General features: G+C 61.7%; 20 protein-coding genes. 7 read left to right on the top strand and 13 right to left on the bottom strand.

Going from position 1 to position 22,075, the window contains the following annotated elements:
- Positions 1–167 precede the first annotated feature (167 nt).
- A complete protein-coding gene (locus K8I61_07295) occupies positions 168–1,169 on the bottom strand; it encodes a prolyl oligopeptidase family serine peptidase (protein ID MBZ0271826.1) in 1,002 nt (333 codons plus the stop codon).
- Positions 1,170–1,355: 186 nt separating this feature from the next.
- Between K8I61_07295 and K8I61_07290 the strand changes: the two genes are divergently transcribed.
- The 5 genes from K8I61_07290 (at position 1,356) to K8I61_07270 (ending at position 5,243) form a co-directional block, all read left to right on the top strand.
- Positions 1,356–1,946 carry a hypothetical protein gene (locus K8I61_07290; protein ID MBZ0271825.1) on the top strand — a complete coding sequence of 197 codons (591 nt, stop codon included), beginning with the start codon at positions 1,356–1,358 and terminating at the stop codon, positions 1,944–1,946.
- A gap of 228 nt (positions 1,947–2,174) precedes the next feature.
- The gene (locus K8I61_07285) at positions 2,175–2,813 is read left to right on the top strand and encodes a hypothetical protein (GenBank protein MBZ0271824.1); all 639 of its coding nucleotides are present in this window, start codon (positions 2,175–2,177) and stop codon (positions 2,811–2,813) included.
- 99 nt (positions 2,814–2,912) lie between these two features.
- On the top strand, positions 2,913–3,551 hold the full coding sequence (locus K8I61_07280) for a MarC family protein (protein ID MBZ0271823.1): 639 nt from the start codon (positions 2,913–2,915) through the stop codon (positions 3,549–3,551).
- 25 nt (positions 3,552–3,576) lie between these two features.
- Positions 3,577–4,359, top strand: a complete 783-nt coding sequence (locus K8I61_07275; GenBank protein MBZ0271822.1) for a VTT domain-containing protein — start codon at positions 3,577–3,579, stop codon at positions 4,357–4,359.
- A complete protein-coding gene (locus K8I61_07270; GenBank protein MBZ0271821.1) occupies positions 4,356–5,243 on the top strand; it encodes an EamA family transporter in 888 nt (295 codons plus the stop codon). Before K8I61_07275 ends, K8I61_07270 begins: the two co-directional genes overlap by 4 nt.
- Positions 5,244–5,411: 168 nt before the next feature.
- On the opposite strand, the gene K8I61_07265 is transcribed toward K8I61_07270, so the two are convergent.
- Both K8I61_07265 and K8I61_07260 read right to left on the bottom strand, forming a co-directional pair.
- Positions 5,412–7,097, bottom strand: a complete 1,686-nt coding sequence (locus tag K8I61_07265; protein MBZ0271820.1) for a choice-of-anchor L domain-containing protein — start codon at positions 7,095–7,097, stop codon at positions 5,412–5,414.
- A 105-nt stretch (positions 7,098–7,202) separates the two neighbouring features.
- Complete coding sequence (locus tag K8I61_07260) at positions 7,203–7,595, bottom strand: hypothetical protein (protein ID MBZ0271819.1); 393 nt, start codon at positions 7,593–7,595, stop codon at positions 7,203–7,205.
- Here K8I61_07260 and K8I61_07255 point away from each other — a divergent pair.
- Positions 7,573–8,898, top strand: coding sequence for a PhoH family protein (locus K8I61_07255; protein ID MBZ0271818.1), 1,326 nt, complete (start codon positions 7,573–7,575; stop codon positions 8,896–8,898). The genes K8I61_07260 and K8I61_07255 overlap by 23 nt on opposite strands.
- Positions 8,899–9,186: 288 nt before the next feature.
- Here K8I61_07255 and K8I61_07250 read toward each other — a convergent pair whose 3' ends face one another.
- The 10 genes from K8I61_07250 to K8I61_07205 form a co-directional block, all read right to left on the bottom strand.
- Positions 9,187–9,450 (bottom strand): hypothetical protein, encoded by a 264-nt coding sequence (locus K8I61_07250; GenBank protein ID MBZ0271817.1) that lies wholly within the window; start codon positions 9,448–9,450, stop codon positions 9,187–9,189.
- A gap of 20 nt (positions 9,451–9,470) precedes the next feature.
- Positions 9,471–11,408 (bottom strand): hypothetical protein, encoded by a 1,938-nt coding sequence (locus K8I61_07245; protein MBZ0271816.1) that lies wholly within the window; start codon positions 11,406–11,408, stop codon positions 9,471–9,473.
- 122 nt (positions 11,409–11,530) lie between these two features.
- Complete coding sequence (locus K8I61_07240; GenBank protein ID MBZ0271815.1) at positions 11,531–12,220, bottom strand: hypothetical protein; 690 nt, start codon at positions 12,218–12,220, stop codon at positions 11,531–11,533.
- Between the two features lie 164 nt (positions 12,221–12,384).
- Positions 12,385–13,806: an FAD-binding oxidoreductase gene (locus K8I61_07235; protein ID MBZ0271814.1), complete on the bottom strand. Its 1,422-nt coding sequence runs from the start codon at positions 13,804–13,806 to the stop codon at positions 12,385–12,387.
- Between the two features lie 26 nt (positions 13,807–13,832).
- Positions 13,833–14,222: a hypothetical protein gene (locus K8I61_07230; GenBank protein ID MBZ0271813.1), complete on the bottom strand. Its 390-nt coding sequence runs from the start codon at positions 14,220–14,222 to the stop codon at positions 13,833–13,835.
- A gap of 486 nt (positions 14,223–14,708) precedes the next feature.
- Positions 14,709–15,620 (bottom strand): alpha/beta fold hydrolase, encoded by a 912-nt coding sequence (locus tag K8I61_07225; protein MBZ0271812.1) that lies wholly within the window; start codon positions 15,618–15,620, stop codon positions 14,709–14,711.
- Positions 15,621–15,743: 123 nt separating this feature from the next.
- Positions 15,744–17,126 carry a Sua5/YciO/YrdC/YwlC family protein gene (locus tag K8I61_07220; protein MBZ0271811.1) on the bottom strand — a complete coding sequence of 461 codons (1,383 nt, stop codon included), beginning with the start codon at positions 17,124–17,126 and terminating at the stop codon, positions 15,744–15,746.
- A 33-nt stretch (positions 17,127–17,159) separates the two neighbouring features.
- Positions 17,160–17,642 carry a 5-(carboxyamino)imidazole ribonucleotide mutase gene (gene purE / locus K8I61_07215; GenBank protein ID MBZ0271810.1) on the bottom strand — a complete coding sequence of 161 codons (483 nt, stop codon included), beginning with the start codon at positions 17,640–17,642 and terminating at the stop codon, positions 17,160–17,162.
- Positions 17,643–17,724: 82 nt separating this feature from the next.
- Complete coding sequence (gene purD, locus K8I61_07210; protein ID MBZ0271809.1) at positions 17,725–18,996, bottom strand: phosphoribosylamine--glycine ligase; 1,272 nt, start codon at positions 18,994–18,996, stop codon at positions 17,725–17,727.
- A 203-nt stretch (positions 18,997–19,199) separates the two neighbouring features.
- Positions 19,200–20,333 (bottom strand): RNA polymerase factor sigma-32, encoded by a 1,134-nt coding sequence (locus K8I61_07205; GenBank protein ID MBZ0271808.1) that lies wholly within the window; start codon positions 20,331–20,333, stop codon positions 19,200–19,202.
- Positions 20,334–20,639: 306 nt separating this feature from the next.
- Here K8I61_07205 and K8I61_07200 point away from each other — a divergent pair, with 306 nt between their 5' ends.
- The gene (locus K8I61_07200) at positions 20,640–21,980 is read left to right on the top strand and encodes a DUF362 domain-containing protein (protein ID MBZ0271807.1); all 1,341 of its coding nucleotides are present in this window, start codon (positions 20,640–20,642) and stop codon (positions 21,978–21,980) included.
- The last annotated feature ends 95 nt before the right edge of the window (positions 21,981–22,075 follow it).

Below are 22,075 nucleotides of genomic sequence, written 5' to 3'. Positions count from 1 at the left end.
GGTAAACGCGGGCGCAAAGGGCGTGAAGACTTCGAACCGGCATACCCGCTTCCTGAAGGTCGCGGTTCCAACCTGACGAGGGATGGGGACGGGGAATAAACCCGCGGTACGGTTCCACTCAATCCTCGATCCTCGATCCTCTATCCTCGATCCTCGGTCTTCGCTCCTCACTCCTTTGCGTTCTTTGCGTCCTGGCGGTGAAAAAACTCCCCAATGACCGCGCTCGCATCGAAATCATTCGTGTGCGGGCCAAGATCGAGAAACGGCACGCGCACGCCGCCGGGCCATGTGTGGCCGCCGCCCTCCACGCGGATGTGCGTGACGGGCGCGCGCTCGCAGGTCCACGCGAAACGCGTCGCGCGGAGGCCGTCTTGCGGGTCGGCGTTCGGCATCGGCGAGACGGCCGGTTCGGGCGCGCAATCGTTGATGGCGCGCCAGGTCTCGAGCGTTTCGGCGACCGACGAAAGCGCGCCGGCCTTGGGCGCCCGCGCGGAAACGCCGCCTTCATAGCGCGCGAACGCGTCGTCCGTGCCGTGGATGTGAAGGATTGGCGTCGCGCGATCCGGCGTGCATTCCGCGACGGCGAGCGGCCCTGAGACCGACGCCGCGCCGGCGAAAAGTTCCGGCGCCGCGCACGCCAGCCGATACGACATCATGCCGCCGTTCGAAAGCCCGGTAACGAACACGCGCGCCGGATCGTATTCCACGCGCGAAGCCAGATCGGCAAGGAGATCGCGCACGTAACCAACGTCATCGACATGATGTTCCACCGCATAACCGCAGCAGCCGCCCGCGTTCCAGGTGTGCAGGAGCGCGTTTTTGCCCGTGCCGTCGGGGTACACGGCGACAAAGCCCTCGCGGTCCGCCACGCGGTCAATGCCGTGCAGGCTTTTGGCCATGCGCGCATTGGCCGCCGCGCCGTGGAACATCAGCACGACCGGCGGGCGCGATGCGAGGATTTTCGGAACGTGAACGAAATATTGCCGCGCGAGGCCGTCGTGCGTCAGGCGGATGCGATGATCGCCCGGGCCAAGCGATCGGTCATCGGACGCGTCGAGCGGACCGACAAAGATGAACCACGCGAGCGCGAACGCGGGCACGGCGGCAAAAAGCGCCGCGGCCAGTGCCACCGCGCGAAAGCGCGAAATTATTGGGACCAATCGAGACATGCGCGCATCTATCATACACGAGAGATTTCACGGGGCGTTTGTCCGGGTGCGCGCGCGGTTACGCGATTTCCGTTTTTTTCTTGACTTCCGCCCCGCGCGGATCAGCCTGTTTCGCGCGAAAGTTGATTTCGATTTTTCATTGACGGAGGCATTCACCGCTTTTCGGGACTGAAGGAGGACAGACGCATGAGGATTCTGACGCACTGGATCATTCTGGCTTTGGTCATGATATTCGCGAGCGCGTCCGTCATCGCAGGCTGCAGTTGCGGCGACGATGACGATGACGACGACGATGATGATGACGACGATTCTGACGACGACGATTCGGACGACGACGACGCGGACGACGACGACGCGGACGACGACACCAGCGATGATGACACGGGCGACGATGATACGGACGACGACGATTCGGACGACGATACCGATGACGGCGGCGTCTGGGACCTGGAATTCACCGGTACCGCGTTCGACCCGCATGACGGCCAGATGCTTTACGTCGCGATTGTCGAAACTGACACGCTGAACGTGGCGGCCACGGACTCGGCGGTCGTGACCGGAGGTACCTTCAGTTTCCTCTTTGAAAACGCATTGAAGGACCAAGGCGATTATTACGTGGATTACTACGCCGACCAGAACGACAACGATCAGTGCGACGATTCGCCAACGGACCACGTGTGGCGGATCGATATCGTTGGCATCGTTGCCGACTGGTACGTCGACGCCGTGCACAATACGAACTTCGACGACGACGCTTGCGACTCGTTCGCGTCTTGAAGCGCTCGTATCGGATCAAACGCCGGCCGCGGGTCATCTCCCGCGGCCGTTGTTTTTCGAGCCTTCGCGCGATCGCCACTAAAAATCCGGAATATTTCACTGCATTCCAGTTAACAGAACGGGGTTTTCGCCTTGACTTCGATCGTGCGCCTTTTACGTTTGGCCAGGCGAATTTTTTTTGCCCTTGAAGCGGACGCGTTCGAAAGAAAAACTTGAAAGGAGATGACGATGAAGACAACGGCCCCCTGGCTCATTTTTGCCCTCGTTTTGATTTTGGCGAGCGCGTCGTTTATGGCGGTCGCCTGCGGCGACGACGACGACGACGATGACGACGACGACGGCGGCGATGACGACATGGATGACGACGCGGACGATGACGACGCGGACGATGACGACGCGGATGACGACGACGATATGGATGACGACGACGCGGACGACGACGACATGGACGACGACGACATGGACGACGACGACGACATGGACGACGATGACGACGCCGATGATGACGACGCGGACGACGATGACTTCGGCAACGACTGGGATCTGCAGTTCGACGCGGGCGCTTACGACCCGCATGACGGGCAGACCGTGTACGTGGCGATCGTGGAACAAGGATCGCTGACCGTGATCGCGGACGACTTTGCCGTCGTTACGGGCGGCGTATTCAGTTTCTTCTTCGAAAACGTGTTCGTCGACGGCGAGGACTACTATCTCGACTGGTACGTGGACGTAAACGACAACGACGCGTGCGACGCGCCGCCGACCGATCACGTCTGGAGCCAGTCGCTGAACGGCGTCAACGCCGATCAGGACATCGACGTCGTTCACGACACGAACTTCGAGCCCGACGCCTGCACGTCGTTCTGACGCGCCGGATCGATTGAGGAAACGCAACGGCCGCGGGGTTCCTCCCGCGGCCGTTTTCGCGCTTCCCGCTATCCGGTGTTTCGGCCTAATCTTGCGCGCATGGTTGCCTCGCTCGTCTTTCTTGCCAAGTGCGTCGTGCCGATATTCGTCATCATGGATCCGTTCGGAAACGTTCCGATCGTCCTTGGCCTCACGCCGCACATGTCGCCGGCCGAACGACGCGCCGTCCTGCGGCGGGCCTCGCTTACCGCATTCGCCATCCTTTTCGGATTCGCGATCGCGGGCCAGCTCATCCTTGCCGGATTCGGCGTGACGATCGGCGCGTTCCGCATCGCGGGCGGCGTGCTGCTGTTTCTTGTCAGCCTCTCCATGCTCTACGGCGAAAGCTCGCCGACCAAACGTTTCCATGCGCCCCAGGCGCCCGAAAGCGAGGACGTTTCCGTCACGCCGATCGGCACGCCGCTGTTGGCCGGCCCCGCGACGATCGTCTCCGTTATGAGCCTGATGGACGAGGCGCGCGGCCTCGGCGAGATCGCGCTTGTGCTCGCGGCCATTCCGATCGCCGTCGGCGCGTCGCATGCCCTGCTTGTCCTTGGCGACCGCATGCTCGCGAGGCTCGGCCGAAACGGCATGAAGGTGCTCGCCAGGCTCATGGGACTTGTCCTCGCGGTGCTGGCCGTGCAATTCATCATCAACGGCGCACGCGACGCGCTTCCGTTCATCCTTTCCCGTTCGTGATCGCGCGCGGCAAACAGGGAGCTTCATGAGCGCCCGAAAAAACACCGGCGACGCCCCCGCCGGCGCGGGCGAATCCGCCTTACCGCGCGGGTGGCCTTCACGCCGCGTCCGCCTCGTCGCGGGTTTTGTCCTCGTGGCGGCGTGCGTCGCGGCAACGCGCATTCCGGCCGTGCGCGAGATGCTGTCCTGGTCGTGGATCGCGGCGCGCATCGGTGAACTTAACGCCCTCTTTCACCGGCCCTACGGAGTGCCGCTGTTTGTCGTCATCTCGACGATATTGCCGCTGTTTCAGATACCCGGCCTCGTCATGGTGATCCTCGCGGCGATCGTCTTCGATCCGGTCGCGGCGTTCGCCTGGGGGTATCTCGGCGCGCTCCTGGGTTGCCTCGCGCCGTTTTACGTTTCGCGCTACTTCCTGCGCGACGCGCTGCGGGAGCGCCTGTCGAGCGGGCGCGTTTCGCGCGTGCTGGACGCCGTGCACGGCGACGCGATCACGAGCGTCATTGTTCTGCGCATCGTGTTTTTCATGTCGCCGCCATTATCCTGGGCCCTCGGCGTAACGCGCATCGGCGACCGCGACCACTTCATCGGCAACGCGCTTGGTCTTGTGCCGGTGGTGGCGGCGGTCCAGGTGACCGTTCGCGCGCTCAAGGACGTCAAGAGCGTCAGCGACATCTTCCAGCCGAGGATGATCGCGTTTCTCGTCGTGGCGGCGGTCGTCGTCATCGTCGTGGCGATCGCCAAGCGCCGCCTGTTTCCGCGCGCGGACTTGCGCGATGACACTCAGGAAGCGACGCGCGCCGTATGACGCCCGTCGCCCTTGCCGTCCTTGCCAGCGTGTTCTGGGGCGTCGGCACCGTGCTTCAGAAAAAGGGCATGGCCGCGCAATTTCCGCGCGTGACCCTGCGCGAGATGTTCGCGCGGCTCCCGGCCATCGTGCGCGTGCTGTTTACCAATCGCATCTGGCTGTTCGGCTTTTTCCTCATGATGAGCGGGTCGATCACGTTCACGACCGCGATCGGCCAGGGCGACCTCACGCTGGTGCAGCCGTGCGTCGCGCTGACGGGCGTCTTTGCCGCGTCGATCGGCATGACGCTGCTTGGCGAGCGCGTGCGCCCGATGGAACTGGCGGGGATCGGCCTCATCATCGCCGGTGTTGTGTTGGTTGCGTCGGCGAATCGCCCCCCGACCTCCGCCATGCCCACGCTTGTCGCGCTCGGCGGATTCATCGCGGTCGCCGGCGTCGTGATCTTCGCGGCGCTGCGCGCCGGGCGCGTGGCGATCTCCCGGGAGCTTTCGCTGTCGATCGCCGCGGGGCTTTCGTACGGCAGCTCGAACCTGATGGGCAAATTCATGACGCAGCGCGCGGTGGCGGAGGTCGGGCTGCCTTTCGCGATCAACCGCCCGGAAATCTGGGAATCGGCGATGACCGATTATCCGTTACTGCTGTGGGCGATCTTCAACGCGCTGGGGACGGTGTTTTTCCAGACCGCGTTCGCCAATGGCCGCGCCAGCGTCATCTCGCCCGTGGTGACGATCGTCAGCATCGTCACGCCGGTGCTCGGCGCGATGGCGATCCTCGGCGAGAGCATGGCGATCGCGCAGGTCGCCGGCATCGCGATCGTCGTCGCGGGCACGGCGATCCTGGCGTTCGCGGGCGGCGAAGAGGCAAAGATCACGGCGGCGGAATAGCGTTTATTTTCGGCGGTACACGGAGCGCAGGGAGGAGACACGGAGGACACGGAGGGATTTTTTTGGCACGCCACGGCGCGAACGATTATGAAGGGCGCGGGGAATGCCCCGCGCCCTTCGCGATTCTTGCGATCCTTCAGACTTCCGGCCTTTCAGCCTTCCCGACTTTTACCGGAAACACATCCAGTCAATGGCGCCCGCGGAGTCGTAGATGCGGTCGCCGACATCCGAAACCGTCACGAGCACGGTCACGGTCGTCTGATCCTCGGGCAGCATCACAGTCGCGGTCTTTCCGACGTTGTCGTCCTCGGGCTCGCCGCGTGGATTTTCGCCGGCATTCGCGTCCCACTTCAGGATGCCGTCGAACAGTTGCGGGCCGTTGGAGTGCGGATCGTCGCTTGTCGGATTGAAGGCCGCGTCCGCGGAGCCCGCGATGCCCGCGATGGTGGCCGCCGGCGAGTCGTCTCCGATCGCCAGCCAGTCGTCATCCGTCGCGATATTGTTGACCGTGCGGTTGACGAGGTAGTCCGGCGCGCCCTGCACGATCGCCGTGAAGATGTCGTTGTAGATGCTGCCGACCCACTCCTCGTACTCCTGGCTGACGAAGTTGTAGCTGATCTCGATCTCCGTCGCGCCGTCCGGCACGTCGAACGTGGCCGAAAGCGTGCAACTCGCGACATCGCTGCCGCCGGAGGAGACGTAGAGATACGCGCCTTCGCTGCCGTCCTCGAACAGCGTGCCGTATCCGTCCGATGACACGCCATAAAGGTTGCAGCCCGACGTGAAGGACCAGCCGGAAAGGCTGCCATCCTCGAAGTTTACGCATGTGCCGTCGTCGTCATCGTCATCGGCGTCGTCGTCATCATCGTCGTCATCGTCATCCGCGGTATCGTCGTCCGCGGTATCGTCGTCGGACGTGTCATCATCGCCCGTGTCGTCGTCACTCGTGTCGTCGTCGCCGGTGTCGTCATCGCCCGTGTCATCGTCGCCGGTGTCGTCGTCGCCGGTGTCGTCGTCGCCGGTGTCATCGTCGGACGTGTCGTCATCCATGTCGTCGTCGTCCATGTCGTCGTCATCGTCGTCGACCGGTTCCGGCGGGCAGCAGACGCATTCGCCGCTATCCACCACGACGGTCTCGTCGTCGAACGTCTCGCTATCGGGCGTGCCGTCGGGGTCCTTTGGATTGGGCGTGGCGTTCGTGTCGCCGCACGGCGCGCCGCCGCTGCACGCGCAATCATCGCCGAAGACGGTGTACGCCTGCGGCTTACCCTCGAGCGTCGGCAGGGCCCAGGAGCCGTTCGAGGCGGTGTGCGTGAAGAAGGGGCTGCCGGTGATGATGGCGAGCAGGCCTTCGAGCGCGTCGCCGTCGCAATCGACCACGTCGCCGCGAATGAATCCGTTCTGTTCGTCGGCGTAATACGCGGCGTAGGTGCCCGCGCCGTCCGAGCCGACGGAATCGCCTAGCAGGTCATTGTTGTCCGAGTCGAGCCGCAGCTTTTCGTCCTTGACGATAAGGCGGTTCGCAAAACGCAGCCGCGTGCCGTAGCCGGGGATATCCGCGACCTTGGCCATCGCGATCATCTGGTCGATCTCCGAGAAATCGATGTACGGCGAGAGCAGCGACAGGTCGATCGCGAAGTCCTCGTCGATCAGCCCCGCCTGATCCTCGTCGAGCTTGATCGCGAACATGAAGTGCCAGCCATCGGGCGTCGCCGCGCCGACGTCGTCTTCGTCGAACGTGATCTCGAATCCGAGCGCCTCGGCGGCGTCCTCGGCGTCATCCTTGGTACAGGCCGCGCCGAGCACGACCGCGAACACGCCAATAAAGATCAAGATTCCCATGCGTCTCAACATGAAAAATACCTCCGTTAGTTCGGTCCGCCTCGGCCCAAATAGCCTGTTGCCGAAGCTATAAATGGACCTGATCCTCGAAATTCATAGACCCCTTCCACGCGGCGGTCAACGAAAAACGGATTGCGCTGCGTCAAATACGACGGATTGTAAAAAATTGCGGGAAAGCGAAGTGAAAAAAGAGAAGGCGACTTTCGCGGTGTGCCGCCAGGGGCGCAACGGCCGCCACGGAATTCGAAAATTCCGCGCATAAATCAGTCCGTGGGAGGGCGCGCGCGAAATAAAATTCGGTGCGGCGCGCCGGCGTCGAAAACGGTGTCGCGGCATGCCTTTTTCCTTGCCGCGCAAGCGCGCGGCGTGATAGCGTTCGCCATCAAGGATCAGCCGTTTATAAACGGCCCCTATTCGTTCCGGGTCGCGCCGCCCTCCCGCCGGGGCGCGGTCCGGGCTTGCCGATGCGGAGGAACCTCGCCGTTCGATGGGACAACCCAAATATTTCATCCTCGATACCAATGTCCTGCTCCACAACCCCAATGCGATTTTCCTTTTTGATGACAACCACGTCATCGTCCCGATCACCGTCATCGAGGAAATCGACCGGTTCAAAAAAGAGCTGAACGAGATCGGGCGCAACGCGCGCGCCGCATCGCGCGAGCTCGACGAACTTCGCGCGCAGGGCAAGCTGAACCAGGGCGTGACGCTGCCAAACGGCGGCACCTTGCGCATCGAGGTGCGTAACCAGCTCGACGACCACCTGGACCGCAAGCTCTTCGAGCCGACCAAGGACAACCGCATCCTCGCCGTCGCCGCGCGCATCCGGGCCGAGCACCCCGAGGCGCTCACCGTCCTGGTCACGAAGGACACCAACCTTCGCATCAAGGCCGACGCGATGGATATCGAGGCGCAGGACTTCGAAAACGCGAAGGTCAACATCGAGGAGCTTTACACCGGCTCGCGCGAGGTCACCGCGCCGCGCGAGGCGATCGACGATCTTTACGCCAAAGGCTTCCTGGCCCCGCCGGCGGCCGATCCGCCGCTGCATCTCAACGAGTTCGTCACGCTCGTGGACGAGGGCAACCCGAGCCACACCGCCCTGGCCCGCGTGGTCGACGCGGGCCGCGTCGAGCCGATCAAGAAGCTGCACGGGGCGATCTTCGGCATCATGCCGCGAAACCGCGAGCAGCGTTTCGCGCTCGACATCCTACTCGACGACCGCGTGCGTCTGGTGACGCTCGTCGGCAAGGCGGGGACCGGCAAGACGCTGCTGGCCCTTGCCGCCGCGCTGCAAAAGGTGACGGTGGAGGAGACCTATCAGCGCCTTCTCGTCTCGCGCCCGATTTATCCGATGGGCCGCGAGCTTGGCTTTCTGCCGGGCGACATCGAGGCGAAGCTGCGCCCGTGGATGCAGCCGATCTTCGACAACCTGGAGTTCCTGCTCGCCTCGCGCGAGGACAAGGCCGCGCAGTATTCGCGCCTGACCGAGTTGCAGGACCAGGGCCTTCTCGAAATGGAGGCGCTCACGTACATCCGCGGCCGATCGATCCCGCACCAGTTCCTGATCGTGGACGAGGCGCAAAACCTCACGCCGCACGAGATCAAGACGATCGTCACGCGTAGCGGCGAGGGCACGAAGATCGTCATCACCGGCGATCCTTACCAGATCGACAACCCGTACCTCGACGCCTCATCCAACGGCCTGACCTACGTCGTGGAACGCATGAAGGACCAGCCGCTCGCCGGCCACATGACGCTCGTGAAGGGCGAACGCTCCGACCTCGCGGAATTGGCGGCGAATCTGTTGTAGGAGCGCGAAATCGCCGCCCGCAATCATCGGCGCCGCAAGCGCCGGCGAGCGGTCTGTTACGTTCGAAGCGGGCGAGCCGCCCGCGGTCCCGGGGGCGAACGTAATGGCAGAGCTGGAACTCGGCGTTCCCCGGACTTGCTGAGCATGAGGTCGGCGGTCCCTGGGTCGAAGCGGGCGGGACGCCTGCGCTCCCAGGCGCTCGGCGGTCCCAAGATCGATGCAGGCGGGACGCCTGCGCTCCCGGCGTAACCGCAACATAAGCGGGCGAGCCGCCCGCGGTCCCAAGGGTTACAAGCCCAGCTTGCCCGGGTTCAGAAGGCGCTCGGGGTCCATCATCTTCTTGACGCGCGCGATGAGCGCGAGCATGCCGGGGTCCATCTTCGGGCGCAGGCGCTCCCACGCCCAGAGCGGCGTTTTGTACATGATGAATCCCTTGCTCACCGTCATGTCGAGCAGTTCCTCGTTGACCGCGCGCACGCGGGCGACATCCTGGGGGTCTTTCTTGTCGAACGTGGTGATGAAGCGCAGCACGACAAAATGCCCACTGCGCATCGGGCGCATAGTCCAGTAAATTAAATGATGGTCGACGTTAAACCCGGATTTGTACCCGATGCACACGCGAGTGCCCATATCTGCCTTATACCCCGCTCCACAGAAACGAATTGATCGTTCGGACTGGCAGGTACTCGCGCGCGAGCCGCGCCATATTTACGCATAATTTTTTCACAACCGTTGGCTATTTTGATCCATACACGGCCAACGGAAAAATCCCAGAAATGATACCATATCAACGCCCGACGCACATGATTATGGATACTCATAGATACATCTATCGGATTCGTCGCATTAAAAACGACGCCGCCAGCCCGCCAGCGCTCGATATCAATACGCTCGTAACAAGACGGATCCGACAAACAACGCTCTGACATATTTCCATCACTAGAATACAACGCCCATGCGTTAATACGCATTCTATGAGTTAGTGCTCTTGTCAATAAATTGGAGAATATTTGGGAGGCATTGCTAAAAATAGGACTGAGAAAAAATTCCGATACTTTCAAGCTTTCCGAACCAACGGAAAATAAAATAGCGGCAAAATACCTCGATGGACCGTGGCCGTGAAAGTATACATTGTTCAACAAACAACGAACTCCCAGTTGAATGTTGACTCCGGAAAGGATTGCGGCCCGGCCAAATGTATACATGAAGTCCGGATGAATATACCTATATTCTTTCTCCATATTAACACATGCCGACGCCGCCAATTGACAAGGTTCCACAAACCTTAGTTGATAATCCTCCGGAAGCTTTTTGTGGTCAGCTACATTCGATGTCAAATTCCTTAGTGCGCTTCGCAACTGGCACTCAGCAATAATATTTCTCGCCTTGGCGCAATCAAAATCAAAATCAGAAATCACTTTAAATGCGATATTTTTCGCCAACTCATATTTGTCGATTCCAATCACCTCATGCCGCTGTAGTTCCTCATCACTTATATTCATATAATAGGTCGCCTGTTGAAGCAACAAGAAACCGAGTTCGCGAAATTCACCGCTAGTCGGCGACTTATGCTCACCCTTACTCCGTATTACTTCTATCCTCTCGGAAACTGTTTTTAACGCTTGTGTTTTCTTACCCGTCCTCCATAACGCCTCGCATTTCATCGAAAGAAGTCGGCCTTGCGGATTACGTGAACGCAGTGCTATTGAACGCGCCGTCTCGTAATCCTTTGTATATATCGCCCAACGGACAATAATTCTCCGCAACGCGGCCGCTTTGTACGGACGCTTTTCGACAGCGATACATAATAGTAGACAAGCGATATTGACCAAAGAGGCTAAAAACCATTTCTTTTGATTTAACAAGCGCGATAGATATCTTTCAAGAAAGGAAAGTGCATTCGATGGTTTTTCTTTTAATATCGTACTCTCATCATTGTGTTTGATTTGATTGTACTGCGCCGAAAGTTCCTCAACGTCGATAATCGGGAAAACATTGGTCGAGATCTCTTGGAAAAATAGGTCAGTTTGGCGACCTCTCAACGCGGTAATTGTACGAACGAAGCCGATCGCCATCATTAAAACAGCGAATTCGGAAGGAACCATCATTAAATAAAGTGCAACTACGTTTAAAAAAGGAGAAACTAACGCTAATACAATCGCAAGCAAATAAAGCGATATTTCAACAACTAATTTGTCGCGTGGCGCCCATTTTATTAGTTTTGTCAAGTCGACGCCGCGCAGAAATACGATAACGCCGGTAATTATTCGAGATACATAAAATATTACGCACCCGATTAAATAGAAGTATGTAAGCCCAAATACGTTCAAAACTCCTAGCTTAAGGCGCGAAACATGAAAATGTTTCGCGCTGTTGAGAGTGTCAAAAGACGCAGGAGGATAAGTTAGCAAAATTGAGTTAAATATCGTATAAAAAAGAACCACGCCCAAAAAAATCATTCGCTCTGACTTGATATATTGCCAGACGAGATAAACCCCGCTGCCGCTCATCGAACGATATTTCGTCAAGTAATTCGATATTTGGTTCAACATTAAGCGAATTATCCAAATCGCCAATAAGACCGATCCGGCCACAAAAAGTTGTACGAGTAGATAACGTAGCAACACAAGCATTATGATAAACCTTGTCCAGGATTTGAGCTAACATTAGATATAAGGAACAGCTGCAAAATGAGTCCAAACCATGCAAACGTAGCCTCGAATGGCGTTTTTAGGATCAGCGACTCCTTGCAATATTTTACGAAATTTCCGTCTATAATGTAATCCCACATTCGCTCGCTGTAAACGGATATATCTTGAATGTTATATCGAGCCCGCGTTTTTCTAGCGCGTATATAGATACACGCCAATAACAGAGCTAAAAATAAAAGCGTAAACAATAAAAATGAACGAAAATCTAGTAAGACCGGATCATCATCAGAATCAGAAAACCAAGTTTTTCCAAAAAATGCGTCAAATTTAACAAACGACAGAGGAATATTATAATAATATTGCCGCCCGTAAAACGACCAAACCGAATTGGTAAGAAAAAAGGATAGGGTAAGCGCGATACTCCCAAGATAAAAACTACTCGACCTTCGCGAATAAGCCGGAAAATCTACCGCGTCGGATTCACGTCGAATTCGTTGCCGTCGTCGACGCAGGTTGCGGCGTTCGGGCAATTTTTGGCGTTTATTATCAAGATAACTGCGAGCCTTTTCGCAGTAGCTAGTATCGCATGCCGACTCTTCGACACGGACAGCAAGGATGAGGATAAGAATTGGCAGCGCGAAATTCATCGCTATATCTACCGCCAAATGCATAATATTCATCCTTCCTCTTTTTCTGGCGTTCGAATCTCGTACTGATCGGAGACGAATGCGCCCGCAGTTGCAATTTCCGAATGTCTTGCCTGCCTTTTATCGCAATTTTCGTTGCTCTGTCAACACTTTTGTTTTGCGTTGCAATTTTTCGGGTGCCGAAACGGTTACAACCCCAACTTGCCCGGGTTCAGCAGGCCCTCGGGGTCCATCATCTTCTTGACGCGCGCGATGAGCGTGAGCATGCCGGGGTCCATCTTCGGGCGCAGGCGCTCCCACGCCCAGGCGGGCGTTTTGTACATAATGAATCCCTTGCTCACCGTCATGTCGAGCAGTTCCTCGTTCACCGCGCGCACGCGGGCGACATCCTCCGGGTCTTTCTTGTCGAACGTGGTGATGAAACGCAGCACGACGAAATGCCCGCCGCGCATCGGGCGCGAGACGACAAGCGGCGCGAAGCCGTGCCGCGCCATGATCGCCATGCCCGTCTCGACGCCGTCTTCCATGCGCGAGAGCGGGCCGTACGTGCCGATCCACGACAGCCCGCCGCCGGGGTGCTGCGTCAGGAACGTCAACTCCGTGGGGAAATTCGCGAAGGCGACGAGGTTCGGGTTGACCTGCACCAGGTCCTCGATCGCGAGCGGCGCGTCGAACTTCGCGCCCGTTTTCGCCACGTCCTTCAGCACGCCGCCAAGGATCGCCTCCTTCGCGCGCATCTCGTCGTTTGTCTCCGCGGTGAGATCGACGTAGAGAAAAAACAACGGATCGCCCGGCGCGGGCGCGGGCGCGGGCTTACGCACGCCAAGCAGCATCTTGCCCGATGGCCAGGACAGCCCGCCGATGTCGTCGCAGATCTCCGCGCGGCACAGGCGGCGCATGGCGTCGTAGGTGCCGGGCACACCGTAGCTCATGATGAAAAGGCGCTTGTTGAGTTTGTGCAGCGGCCAGAGCTGAAACGCCATGCGCGTGGCGATGCCCGTCGTCCCCTGCCACGCAACGAATAGCCCCGTTACGTCGGGAAACGGCACGAGCCCGAACGGGATGTCGGAGAGCGCCCACGCGCCGGTCTTCACAAGGGAGCCGTCCGCGAGCACGACCTCCAGGCCCGCGATCCAGTCGGACATGTCGCCGTACTTGAGCGAGCGGTTCGTCAGCCCGCCGAGAAGCGCGTTCGCGAGGATCGACGTGTACGGCGGCGCGAGCGAATAGCCGAGCGTCAGCGGGATGTCGCGCTCGATGAGGTAATCTTTCAGGTTTTGCTGCGTCACGCCGGGTTCGATCACCGCGACCATGTCCGAGACGTTCACGTCAAGCACGCGGTTCATGCGCGACATGTCGAGCACGAGCCCGCCGGGCGCGGGGATCGTCAGGCCGCCGATGTTCGTGCCGGCGACGCGCGCGGTGATCGGCATGCGTTCGGCGGCGCAGCGCTTGACGATCTCCACGATCTGTTCCGGCATCGTCACGATCGCGACGAAGGCGGGATCGACCGGCGCGATCTCGGTCATGTCCTCGCGATAAGGGGCAAGATCCTCGGGGCGATCAAGGACGTTGGCGCTCCCCACGAGATCGACAAGAAAATCCTTCATGCGTCCTCCGGCGGAATCGTGACGGGTTATGCCGTGCGCGGCGCGCGGATGAGCGGAAGCATCCGGAGCAGGAACAAAAGATTGCCGCCGGGCCGTACACCCGGCAGCGCGCGGCGCACAAGGCCGTTTCCGGTCACCACCGCGAGCAGCCCCGGCATGTTGCCGGCGACGCGCGCGACGGATTCGCCGCGGTCGCCGTCGAAAATGGTGATGCGCCCATCCGCGAAACGCAGGGTGACGACCATCTCCCCGGCCTTCACCAGGACGTCGCCGGCAAGTTTGCGGGCGCGCTTGAATTTTCGGGCGTTGGCCATATTGGCGGCGAGCAGGTCGCGCATCAGAAGGCCAAGGAGGCTCATGTGTTCCGGGCGTTCGATGACGACACGCTCGGCAACCGTCGGCGCGGGATCGAGCATCGGGCGTTCCTTCCGCGGATGTGAGTCCACGATCACCCTAACCCCACAGGGGCGCCGGCGGGAAGTTGAGCCAGGTCAAGTGGCAGGCTTGAGGGCCGTATTTTTTTCTTGCAAACCGGCACGGCGAGGCGTACTCTGAAGCTGCAGGACCGACCCCGGAAACAACGGCAGTAGGCCCTGCATTTCTTTTGTCTTCGTTTCGGGCCGCCCCTTCCCGTATCGCGAACGAAAACACCTTCAAGTCACCGTTTTTGCATTGGAATCGCTCGTACAACGCGATTGGTGCGCGGCACATATTGTAATAGCTGAAACGTCCTGGTCGATTCGGCTTGGCCGTCCCGGCGAGCGGGAGTACGTTGAAACCACAGGACCGAAAAAGCTTGAAAAAGCCAAAGTAGGCCCTGTTTTCTTATGTCCGCGTCCTGCGGGCTCCTCGCGAATTTCCTGTGAAATTCAGCCGGTAACCTGCCACGAAATCGGCGCGGATCAGGCGACCGACGCCGCGCGGCGCCGCCGCGTATGCGGCGTGGCGGAAAGCCAGTCGTGGATTTCCTCGCTCACGCGGGCGTGCGCGTCCTCCGGAACGAAGTGGCCGGCGTTTTTCAGATGCACCGTGCGGTGATCGGGGAAGATCCGCTCGAAGCGTTCGCACTCCTTGCGACGGAACGCCGGGTCGCGATCGCCCCAACAGATGAGCGCCGGCCGGCCGGCGATCGTTTCGAGCCGGTCACGCAGCCCGGACAGCCAGCCACGGCTCGCGAGGATTTCGCTCGTGACGAGCCGCCGGATGGGGCGGTAGTGCCCGTTCCGGAATACGCCGCCATACGCCGCGAGCGTTTCCCTGGAAAGCCGCCGCGTCTTCACGCCGGATTGCACGAACCAGCCGACGAGATATTTCGAACGCGGCAAAAGCCGCGTGGCGAACGCGCCGCCGACAAGGCGCGAGAGCGTCTCGAAATGCGGATCGCCGTTCAGCGGCCAGGCGAACGTGTTCATGATGACGATGCGCGAAAAGCGCTCCGGCATTCGCGTCGCGACCGACAGGCCGATCGGTCCGCCGAAGTCGTGCACTACAAGCGTGATCCCGCGCAGGTCGAGTGCCTTCACGAAGTCCGTGATGGAGCGCTCAAAATCCGCGAACGTGAAACGGCATCCGTCCGGAGCCTCGGATAGCCCGAATCCCGGCAGATCCGGAGCGATGCACCGGTAGTTGCGCGCGAGATCGAGGACGAGATGACGATAGAGGTAGGACGAGGTCGGGACGCCGTGCAGAAACAGGATCGGCGCGCCCTGCCCTTCGTCGAGATAGTGCAGTCGATAACCGTTGAGCCGGACGTAGCGCGAGACAAGATGCGTCACCTCGGGTTTCACGCCATCGAAGGTTTCCACGACCAACATGCGCTGCTCCGCAAATTCCCCGATTCACTTTTCCGGTCTCGCTTGTTTGCATCCTACAACGTCAGGACGCGTCCCGGCGAGGATGCTGCCGAATTCGTAAGCGCGAAGGGATTTGGACCGGACTCAATCGGACAGAACGCGACCTTCGAGTATCGCCTGCACGTCCGCGGTATAACGCCCGGCCGCGTCGTGGACGACAAGCGGCGGCAGGTCCGTGAACGAGGCATCGCCGCGGACCGCGTGCAGCAGCACGAACTTCGGCTCCTCGCCCTCGTGCGGAATGACCGACCTTCGCGCGCGCGGCGATAGCCCCGCGCCGGATAGCGCCGCGATCAATTCGCCTTCGCGCGTGGCGCGATGGATCACATCCAGGCGCCCGCCTTCCTTCAGCAGATGGCGCGCGGCCACCGCGAGATCGCGGACGTTCAGCGTCACCTCGTGACGGCTCACCGCGCGCACATCGTCTGGCGGAAGGTGGCCCGTTCCGACCGCAAAATACGGGGGGTTGCACACCACGAGGTCCGCGCACCCCGCGGGTAGGAGCTCGCCGATCTTGCGCGCGTCGCCTTGCAAAATTCGCACGCGGTCTGTCAGGCGGTTTTCCTCGACGGAGCGCGCGGCCATGTCGGCGAGGGCGGGCAGAAATTCGATGCCCGTCACCTCGCACGCCACGCGCCGCGCGAGCAGAAGCGAGATGATCGCCGTGCCCGCGCCGATCTCCACCACGCGCTCGCCCGCCGCGACGCGCGCGAACGCGGCCAGCAGCAAGGCGTCGATGGAAAATCGAAAGCCGCCCACTTTTTGCAGAATGCGCATGCCGCCGGGCGAAATCTCCTGCAATTCCTCGTCGGCCTCCACGAAAACGCGCGGCACGAGCCTCGACAGCGCGGCTTCGATTTCGGCAAGCGGCACATCGCCTTCGCGCACGAGGCGCCCGGGTGGGCTCGTCAAATCGACGATCGTGCTGCCACGAGACGGCGCGATTTCGCCCGCGTCGAACACGGTGAGATCGTCCGGCTCGCCGAGCGCCTTTGCGGCGGCAAGCGCGTCACGGGCCGGCGCGTCGCCCGCGGGATTCGCGCTCGTGGCGACCAACAGGCCGCACGCCCGCGCCAGCTCTCTACACGCCTTCGATCCCGGCACGCGCACGCCGATCGTGGCGCCGCCGGCGGTGACGGGGCCGACAAGCTCCCGCGCCGCATGCCCGACGATCGAAAGCGGCCCCGGCCAAAACCGCGCGGCGAGCGTTTCGAGATCGGCCGGGGGCGGATCGAACGCGGCGCGGGCGGCATCCGCGTCGGCGGCAAGGCATGGCATCGGTTTGTCCGCGCCGCGGCCCTTGAGCGCGACCACGCGACGCACGGCGTCGGGATTCCGCGCGACCGCGAGCAGGCCGTAGAGCGTTTCCGTCGGGTAGAGAATGACGCCGCCGCTGCGCAGGATGCCGATCGCCTCGGTCCATACGCCGGGATCGGAAACGCGGGGGTCGATTCGAATGACTCTCACATCGCACCGGCCATGACGCGCCGACGGCGGCGCCTAGGATTTGGCGATCTTCTCTTGCAAGGCGCGATCCTTCTGCCTGACCTTTTCCGCCATGTTGGTCCGCGCGTCGGTAACCATCCTTGCGAGCGCGTCGTCGGACAGCGCGAGGATGCGCGCGGCCAGCACCGCCGCGTTCACCGCACCGAACTCGCCGACGCCCACGGTCCCGACCGGAACGCCCGGCGGCATCTGCACCGTGGACAGCAACGCGTCGAAACCCGCGAGCGGCGTCGCGGCCATCGGCACGCCGATGACCGGCAGCGACGTGTGCGCCGCGGCGACGCCCGCCAGATGCGCCGCGCCGCCGGCCGCCGCGATGATGACGCCGAATCCGTTGGCCTGCGCGCCCGAAACGAACGCGGCCGCGTCTTCCGGCGTGCGATGCGCGGAGAGCACCCGCACATCGACGGGAATCCCGTATTTTTTCAGCTCGTTGACGCACTGGCTCATGATGGGCCAGTCCGAATCCGATCCCATGATGACCGCGACTTTTTTCACGTGTTCCTCCGAACCGGCCAGGTGGACATGGACAAAATGGACAAGATGAACGGAATCGACGTCATGCTCGCTCCACCGCCTTCGCGCCGATGTCGCGGCGGAACCGTGCTCCGTCGAACGAAATCCGTTCAACCGCCGCGTAAGCACGATCGATCGCCGCGCGAATGTCCGGCCCGCTGGCCGTGACGCCGAGGACGCGCCCGCCGTCCGTGACGACGCGGCCGTTTTCCGCGCGCGTGCCCGCATGAAAGACCGTGACGTCCTCGCCGAAATCCGCGTCGAGCCCGTCGATGGTTACGCCCTTTTCGGATGACGCCGGATACCCGCGCGACGCCATCACGACGCATACCGCCGCGCCGGGCTTCCAGGCCACGGAGGCTTCGGACAACCGGCCTTCGGCGCACGCGACAAGCGCGGGTACGATGTCGCCGTCGATGCGCGCGAGCAGCGCCTGCGCCTCCGGATCGCCAAGCCGCGCGTTGAATTCGAGCACCTTCGGCGCACCATCCTTGATCATGAGACCCGCGTACAGGAAACCGGAAAACGGCGAGCCCTCGGCGCGCATCGCGGCGACCGCCGGGCGCATGACGCGCTCCATGATCGCCTCGTGCACCGGGGGCGTGACGACCGGAGCGGGGGAATACGCGCCCATGCCGCCCGTGTTCGGTCCCGTGTCGCCGTCGCCGATGCGCTTGTGATCCTGGCTCGACGCGAACGGCAGCACCGTCTCGCCGTCGGTGAGCGCGATGAAGCTCGCCTCCTCGCCCTCGAGAAATTCCTCGATGAGCACGCGGTCGCCCGCCGCGCCGAACGCGCGATCGCGCAGCACGAGGACAAGCGCGTCAAGCGCCTCCTCGCGCGTGGTGCATATCAAAACGCCCTTGCCCGCCGCGAGACCGTCGGCCTTCACCACGAGCGGGGCGCCGATTTCGTCCACGTAGGCAACCGCCGCGTCGTAGTCCAGAAACGACCCGGCGCGCGCGGTCGGGATGCCGGCCTTTTGCATCAGCTCCTTTGCGAACGCCTTGCTGCCTTCGATTCTTGCCGCATCGCCCGTGGGGCCGACGACGCGGATATCCGCCGCGCGAAAGCTGTCGGCGATCCCCGCGACAAGCGGCGCCTCCGGCCCGACGACGACAAGGTCGATCTCGTGCGTCATCGCCGCGTCGACAAGTCCGCGCACGTCGTCCGCGCGCACGGGCAGATTTTTCGCGACTCGCGCCGTGCCGGCGTTCCCCGGCGCGCAGAACACCTGCGTCACAAGCGGCGACGCCGCGATTTTCCAGCACAGCGCGTGCTCGCGCCCTCCTTGCCCGATGACGAGAATTTTCACGCTTGAACGCTCCTATCGGCGGTACAAAGAGGGCTCGGAGAATCCATGGAGGACACGGAAAAATTGGGAATGGGAAATTCGGAATTGGGAATGTCCATCGCAAATCGCGGACCAGCTTTTACACAGCTTTCCCAACTCGAAATTCGTCATTCGTAATTCCGTTTCTACTCGATCCTCAATCCTCAATCCTCAATCCTCGATCCTCAATTCTCGCTCGTCGGCGCCTCGATGCCGCGCTCGTCGAAAAACGCGCGCAGACGCTTCATGATGCGAGCCTCGATCTGCCGGACGCGCTCGCGCGTGATGCCGTAGCGGTCGCCGAGTTCCTGCAGCGTCGCGGGCGGATCGCCGAGCATGCGCTCCTGAAAGATTTCCAGCTCCTTGCCATCGAGCGTCTGTTCGAAGTCGTTGAGCGCGGCGCGATAAATGTCCTCAGCCTCGGCGGCGACGAGCGCCTCGTCCGGCAGCGCGCGCGGCGAGGGCTGGAGATCGCCGATCGTCGTTCCGCCTTCCTCCGCGGAAAGCGGCATGTCCATCGACAGATCCGGGCGCGACAGGCGCTGGTCCATCTCGATGATGTCCTTTTCGCGGACATCCAGACGCGCGGCCAAAAGTTTCGGCGTCGGCGTGAACCCCTGCGCCTCCAGCCGTTCTTTTTCCTTTTGCAGGTTGAAAAACAGCTTGCGTTGGGCCTGCGTCGTGCCGATTTTCACCATCCGCCAGTTGTTCAGGATATAGCGCAGGATGTACGCGCGGATCCACCACGCCGCGTAGCTCGACAACTTCACGCCGCGGAACGGATCGAATTTCGACACCGCCTGCATCAACCCGATGTTGCCTTCCTGGATGAGGTCCATCAGGTTGATGAACGCGCGTTGAAAGTCCATCGCGATCTTCACGACCAGACGAAGATTGCTCGTGACCAGTTTGGCCGCCGCCTCCGGGTCCTGCGTCTTGGAGTAATAGACCGCAAGCTCGTGTTCTTCCTCGCGCGTCAGGAGCGGATAGCGCCCGACTTCGCGCATGTACGCCTGAAGCGGCCCGACGGAAACCAGCGAGCCGGGCTCCACATCGCCCGCGCCTAGGGCGGCGTCCTCGTCCTCGTCCTCGCCGTCGAGCAGGCGCACCGGCCGCTCGATCTCGTCCTCTTCCACGATCTGGGCATCGACCGGCTCCGCGTCGTCGGCAACACGCGCGTCGGGCCTTGCCGCCCTGGCGCGCGTCTTGCGCACCTTTGCGGCGCCGTTGTCGCGCTCGTCCGCCTTTTTCGGCGCTCGGCGCTTTTTGCGCGGCTTTTCGCCGGTTTCCTCGGGCGGGGTATCGGGTTTACGCGGCATAAGGTCGGTCTTCGGGCATGGCTCGCGCGGCAAAAGGCCCGGCCGCGCGGGCGTGACTCCCACGCGCGGATGATAGGCAATCGGTGCGGCAAGTGTCGAGTGGCGAGTTGCGAGTGAGAATCGCAAAAATTGCCGCACGGGCGCGAAGCGAAACACAAAGAGACGGCAACGACAGGCTAACGCTCCGTGTTCTCTGTGTCTCCTCTGTGTTCTCCGTGTTCGGCCGGATGGGGTTCCGATCTGGCATTTCGCGCCCGAGATCCGTATTATCGATATCGGTATCGATATATCTTGGAAGGACGCCGCGTGAGGACCGCAAAGGAGCTTCAGGAGATCATCGTCGCGCGCCTTTCGCGCCCGCGGTCAAACCGCGTCATCGTGCGCCGGTGCGATGCGTACGACCCCGACGCGATCGGCGCGATCGTGCGCGGGAGCTTGGCCGACCTCGGCGTCCGCGCCGCGGGGCGCGTACTGATCAAACCGAACGTCGTCACGGCCAACAAAAAATACATCCACGACTCCTACACGCACCCGCGCGTCATCGGCCAAATCGCGCGCTGGGCGAAAGCCGGCGGCGCGGATGCGGTGACCATCGGCGAATCCAGTGGGTTTGGCATTCCGCCGGGTCTGTTTTTGAGCGAGGCGGGCTATCCGCGCCTGGCGCGCGATGGCGTCGCGCTGCGCGATTTCAACCACGAACCCGCGGTGCGCGTGCCGCTCGCGCGCGGGATGCATCACACGTCGATGCTCGTGGCCGAGAGCCTCGCCGACGCGGACACGCTGATTTGGGCGCCGAAGCTCAAATATCACGTCACCTGCCAGATCACCTGCGCGATCAAGCTGAACGTCGGCATCCTGACGCACGCCGAACGCATGCTGTTTCACGACGACCGCCTGGACGAGAAGATCGTGGACCTCCTCGAGATCGGCTACCCGGACGCGATCGTCACCGACGCGATCACGATCGGCCACGGCTACGAATCCGCCGCGCGGCCCGCGCATGTCGGTGCGATCCTTATCGCCGATGATCCCGTCGCCATGGACATCGTCGCCGCGCGCATCATGGGCTACGAACCGAGCGACGTTCAGCACCTGCACCTGGCGATGGAGCGCGGCTACGGACCCGCGCCCGGCGACGTACGTATCGAGGGCGATGTTTCAATCGACGAGCTTGCGGCGAAAACGCGCGGCATCGACAGCGAATATCAGGACCTGCAAAAGACGAAGACGCCGATCCGCTTTTTCGCCGGCACGGACCCGGTGCGCGGCCGGTATTGCTTCGGCGGATGCGAGGCCGCGGTGAAGGGCTGCCTGGGCACGATCGAAAAGCGCCGGCCCGGCTCGGTGGCGCGGGCAAAAGCCGGCGCGATCGTGACGGGCGTCTATCGCGGCGACGTGGATGTGGGCGACGGCGTCGTGGCGCTCGTCGGCACGTGTACACGCGTGACCGGTACGATCCGCGCGCGCAAGGTGCGTCACATCCCCGGCTGCCCGATCGGCACCGCGCGCCTTTTGTTCACGCTGCCGCTGATGTTCCGCTTGCCGAGCCCGATGATGGACGTGCGCGACGCGCTGGCGTTCGTGTGGTTCGGCGCGCGGCATCTGTGGCGGCGCGTAACTTTGAGGCTTTCGATAAGAGCGGCGTAGCGAAGAGCACCGCAAAGACGCAAAGATTCGCGAAGAACGCAAAGGCAAACAAGTTTTTCTTCGCGCTCTTCGCGTTTCCTTTGCGTCTTCGCGGT

Source organism: bacterium (genome assembly GCA_019912885.1).
Taxonomy (GTDB): domain Bacteria; phylum Lernaellota; class Lernaellaia; order JACKCT01; family JACKCT01; genus JAIOHV01.
Note: the sequence above shows the minus strand (reverse complement) of the source record. Positions and strands in the feature narration are given on the sequence as shown.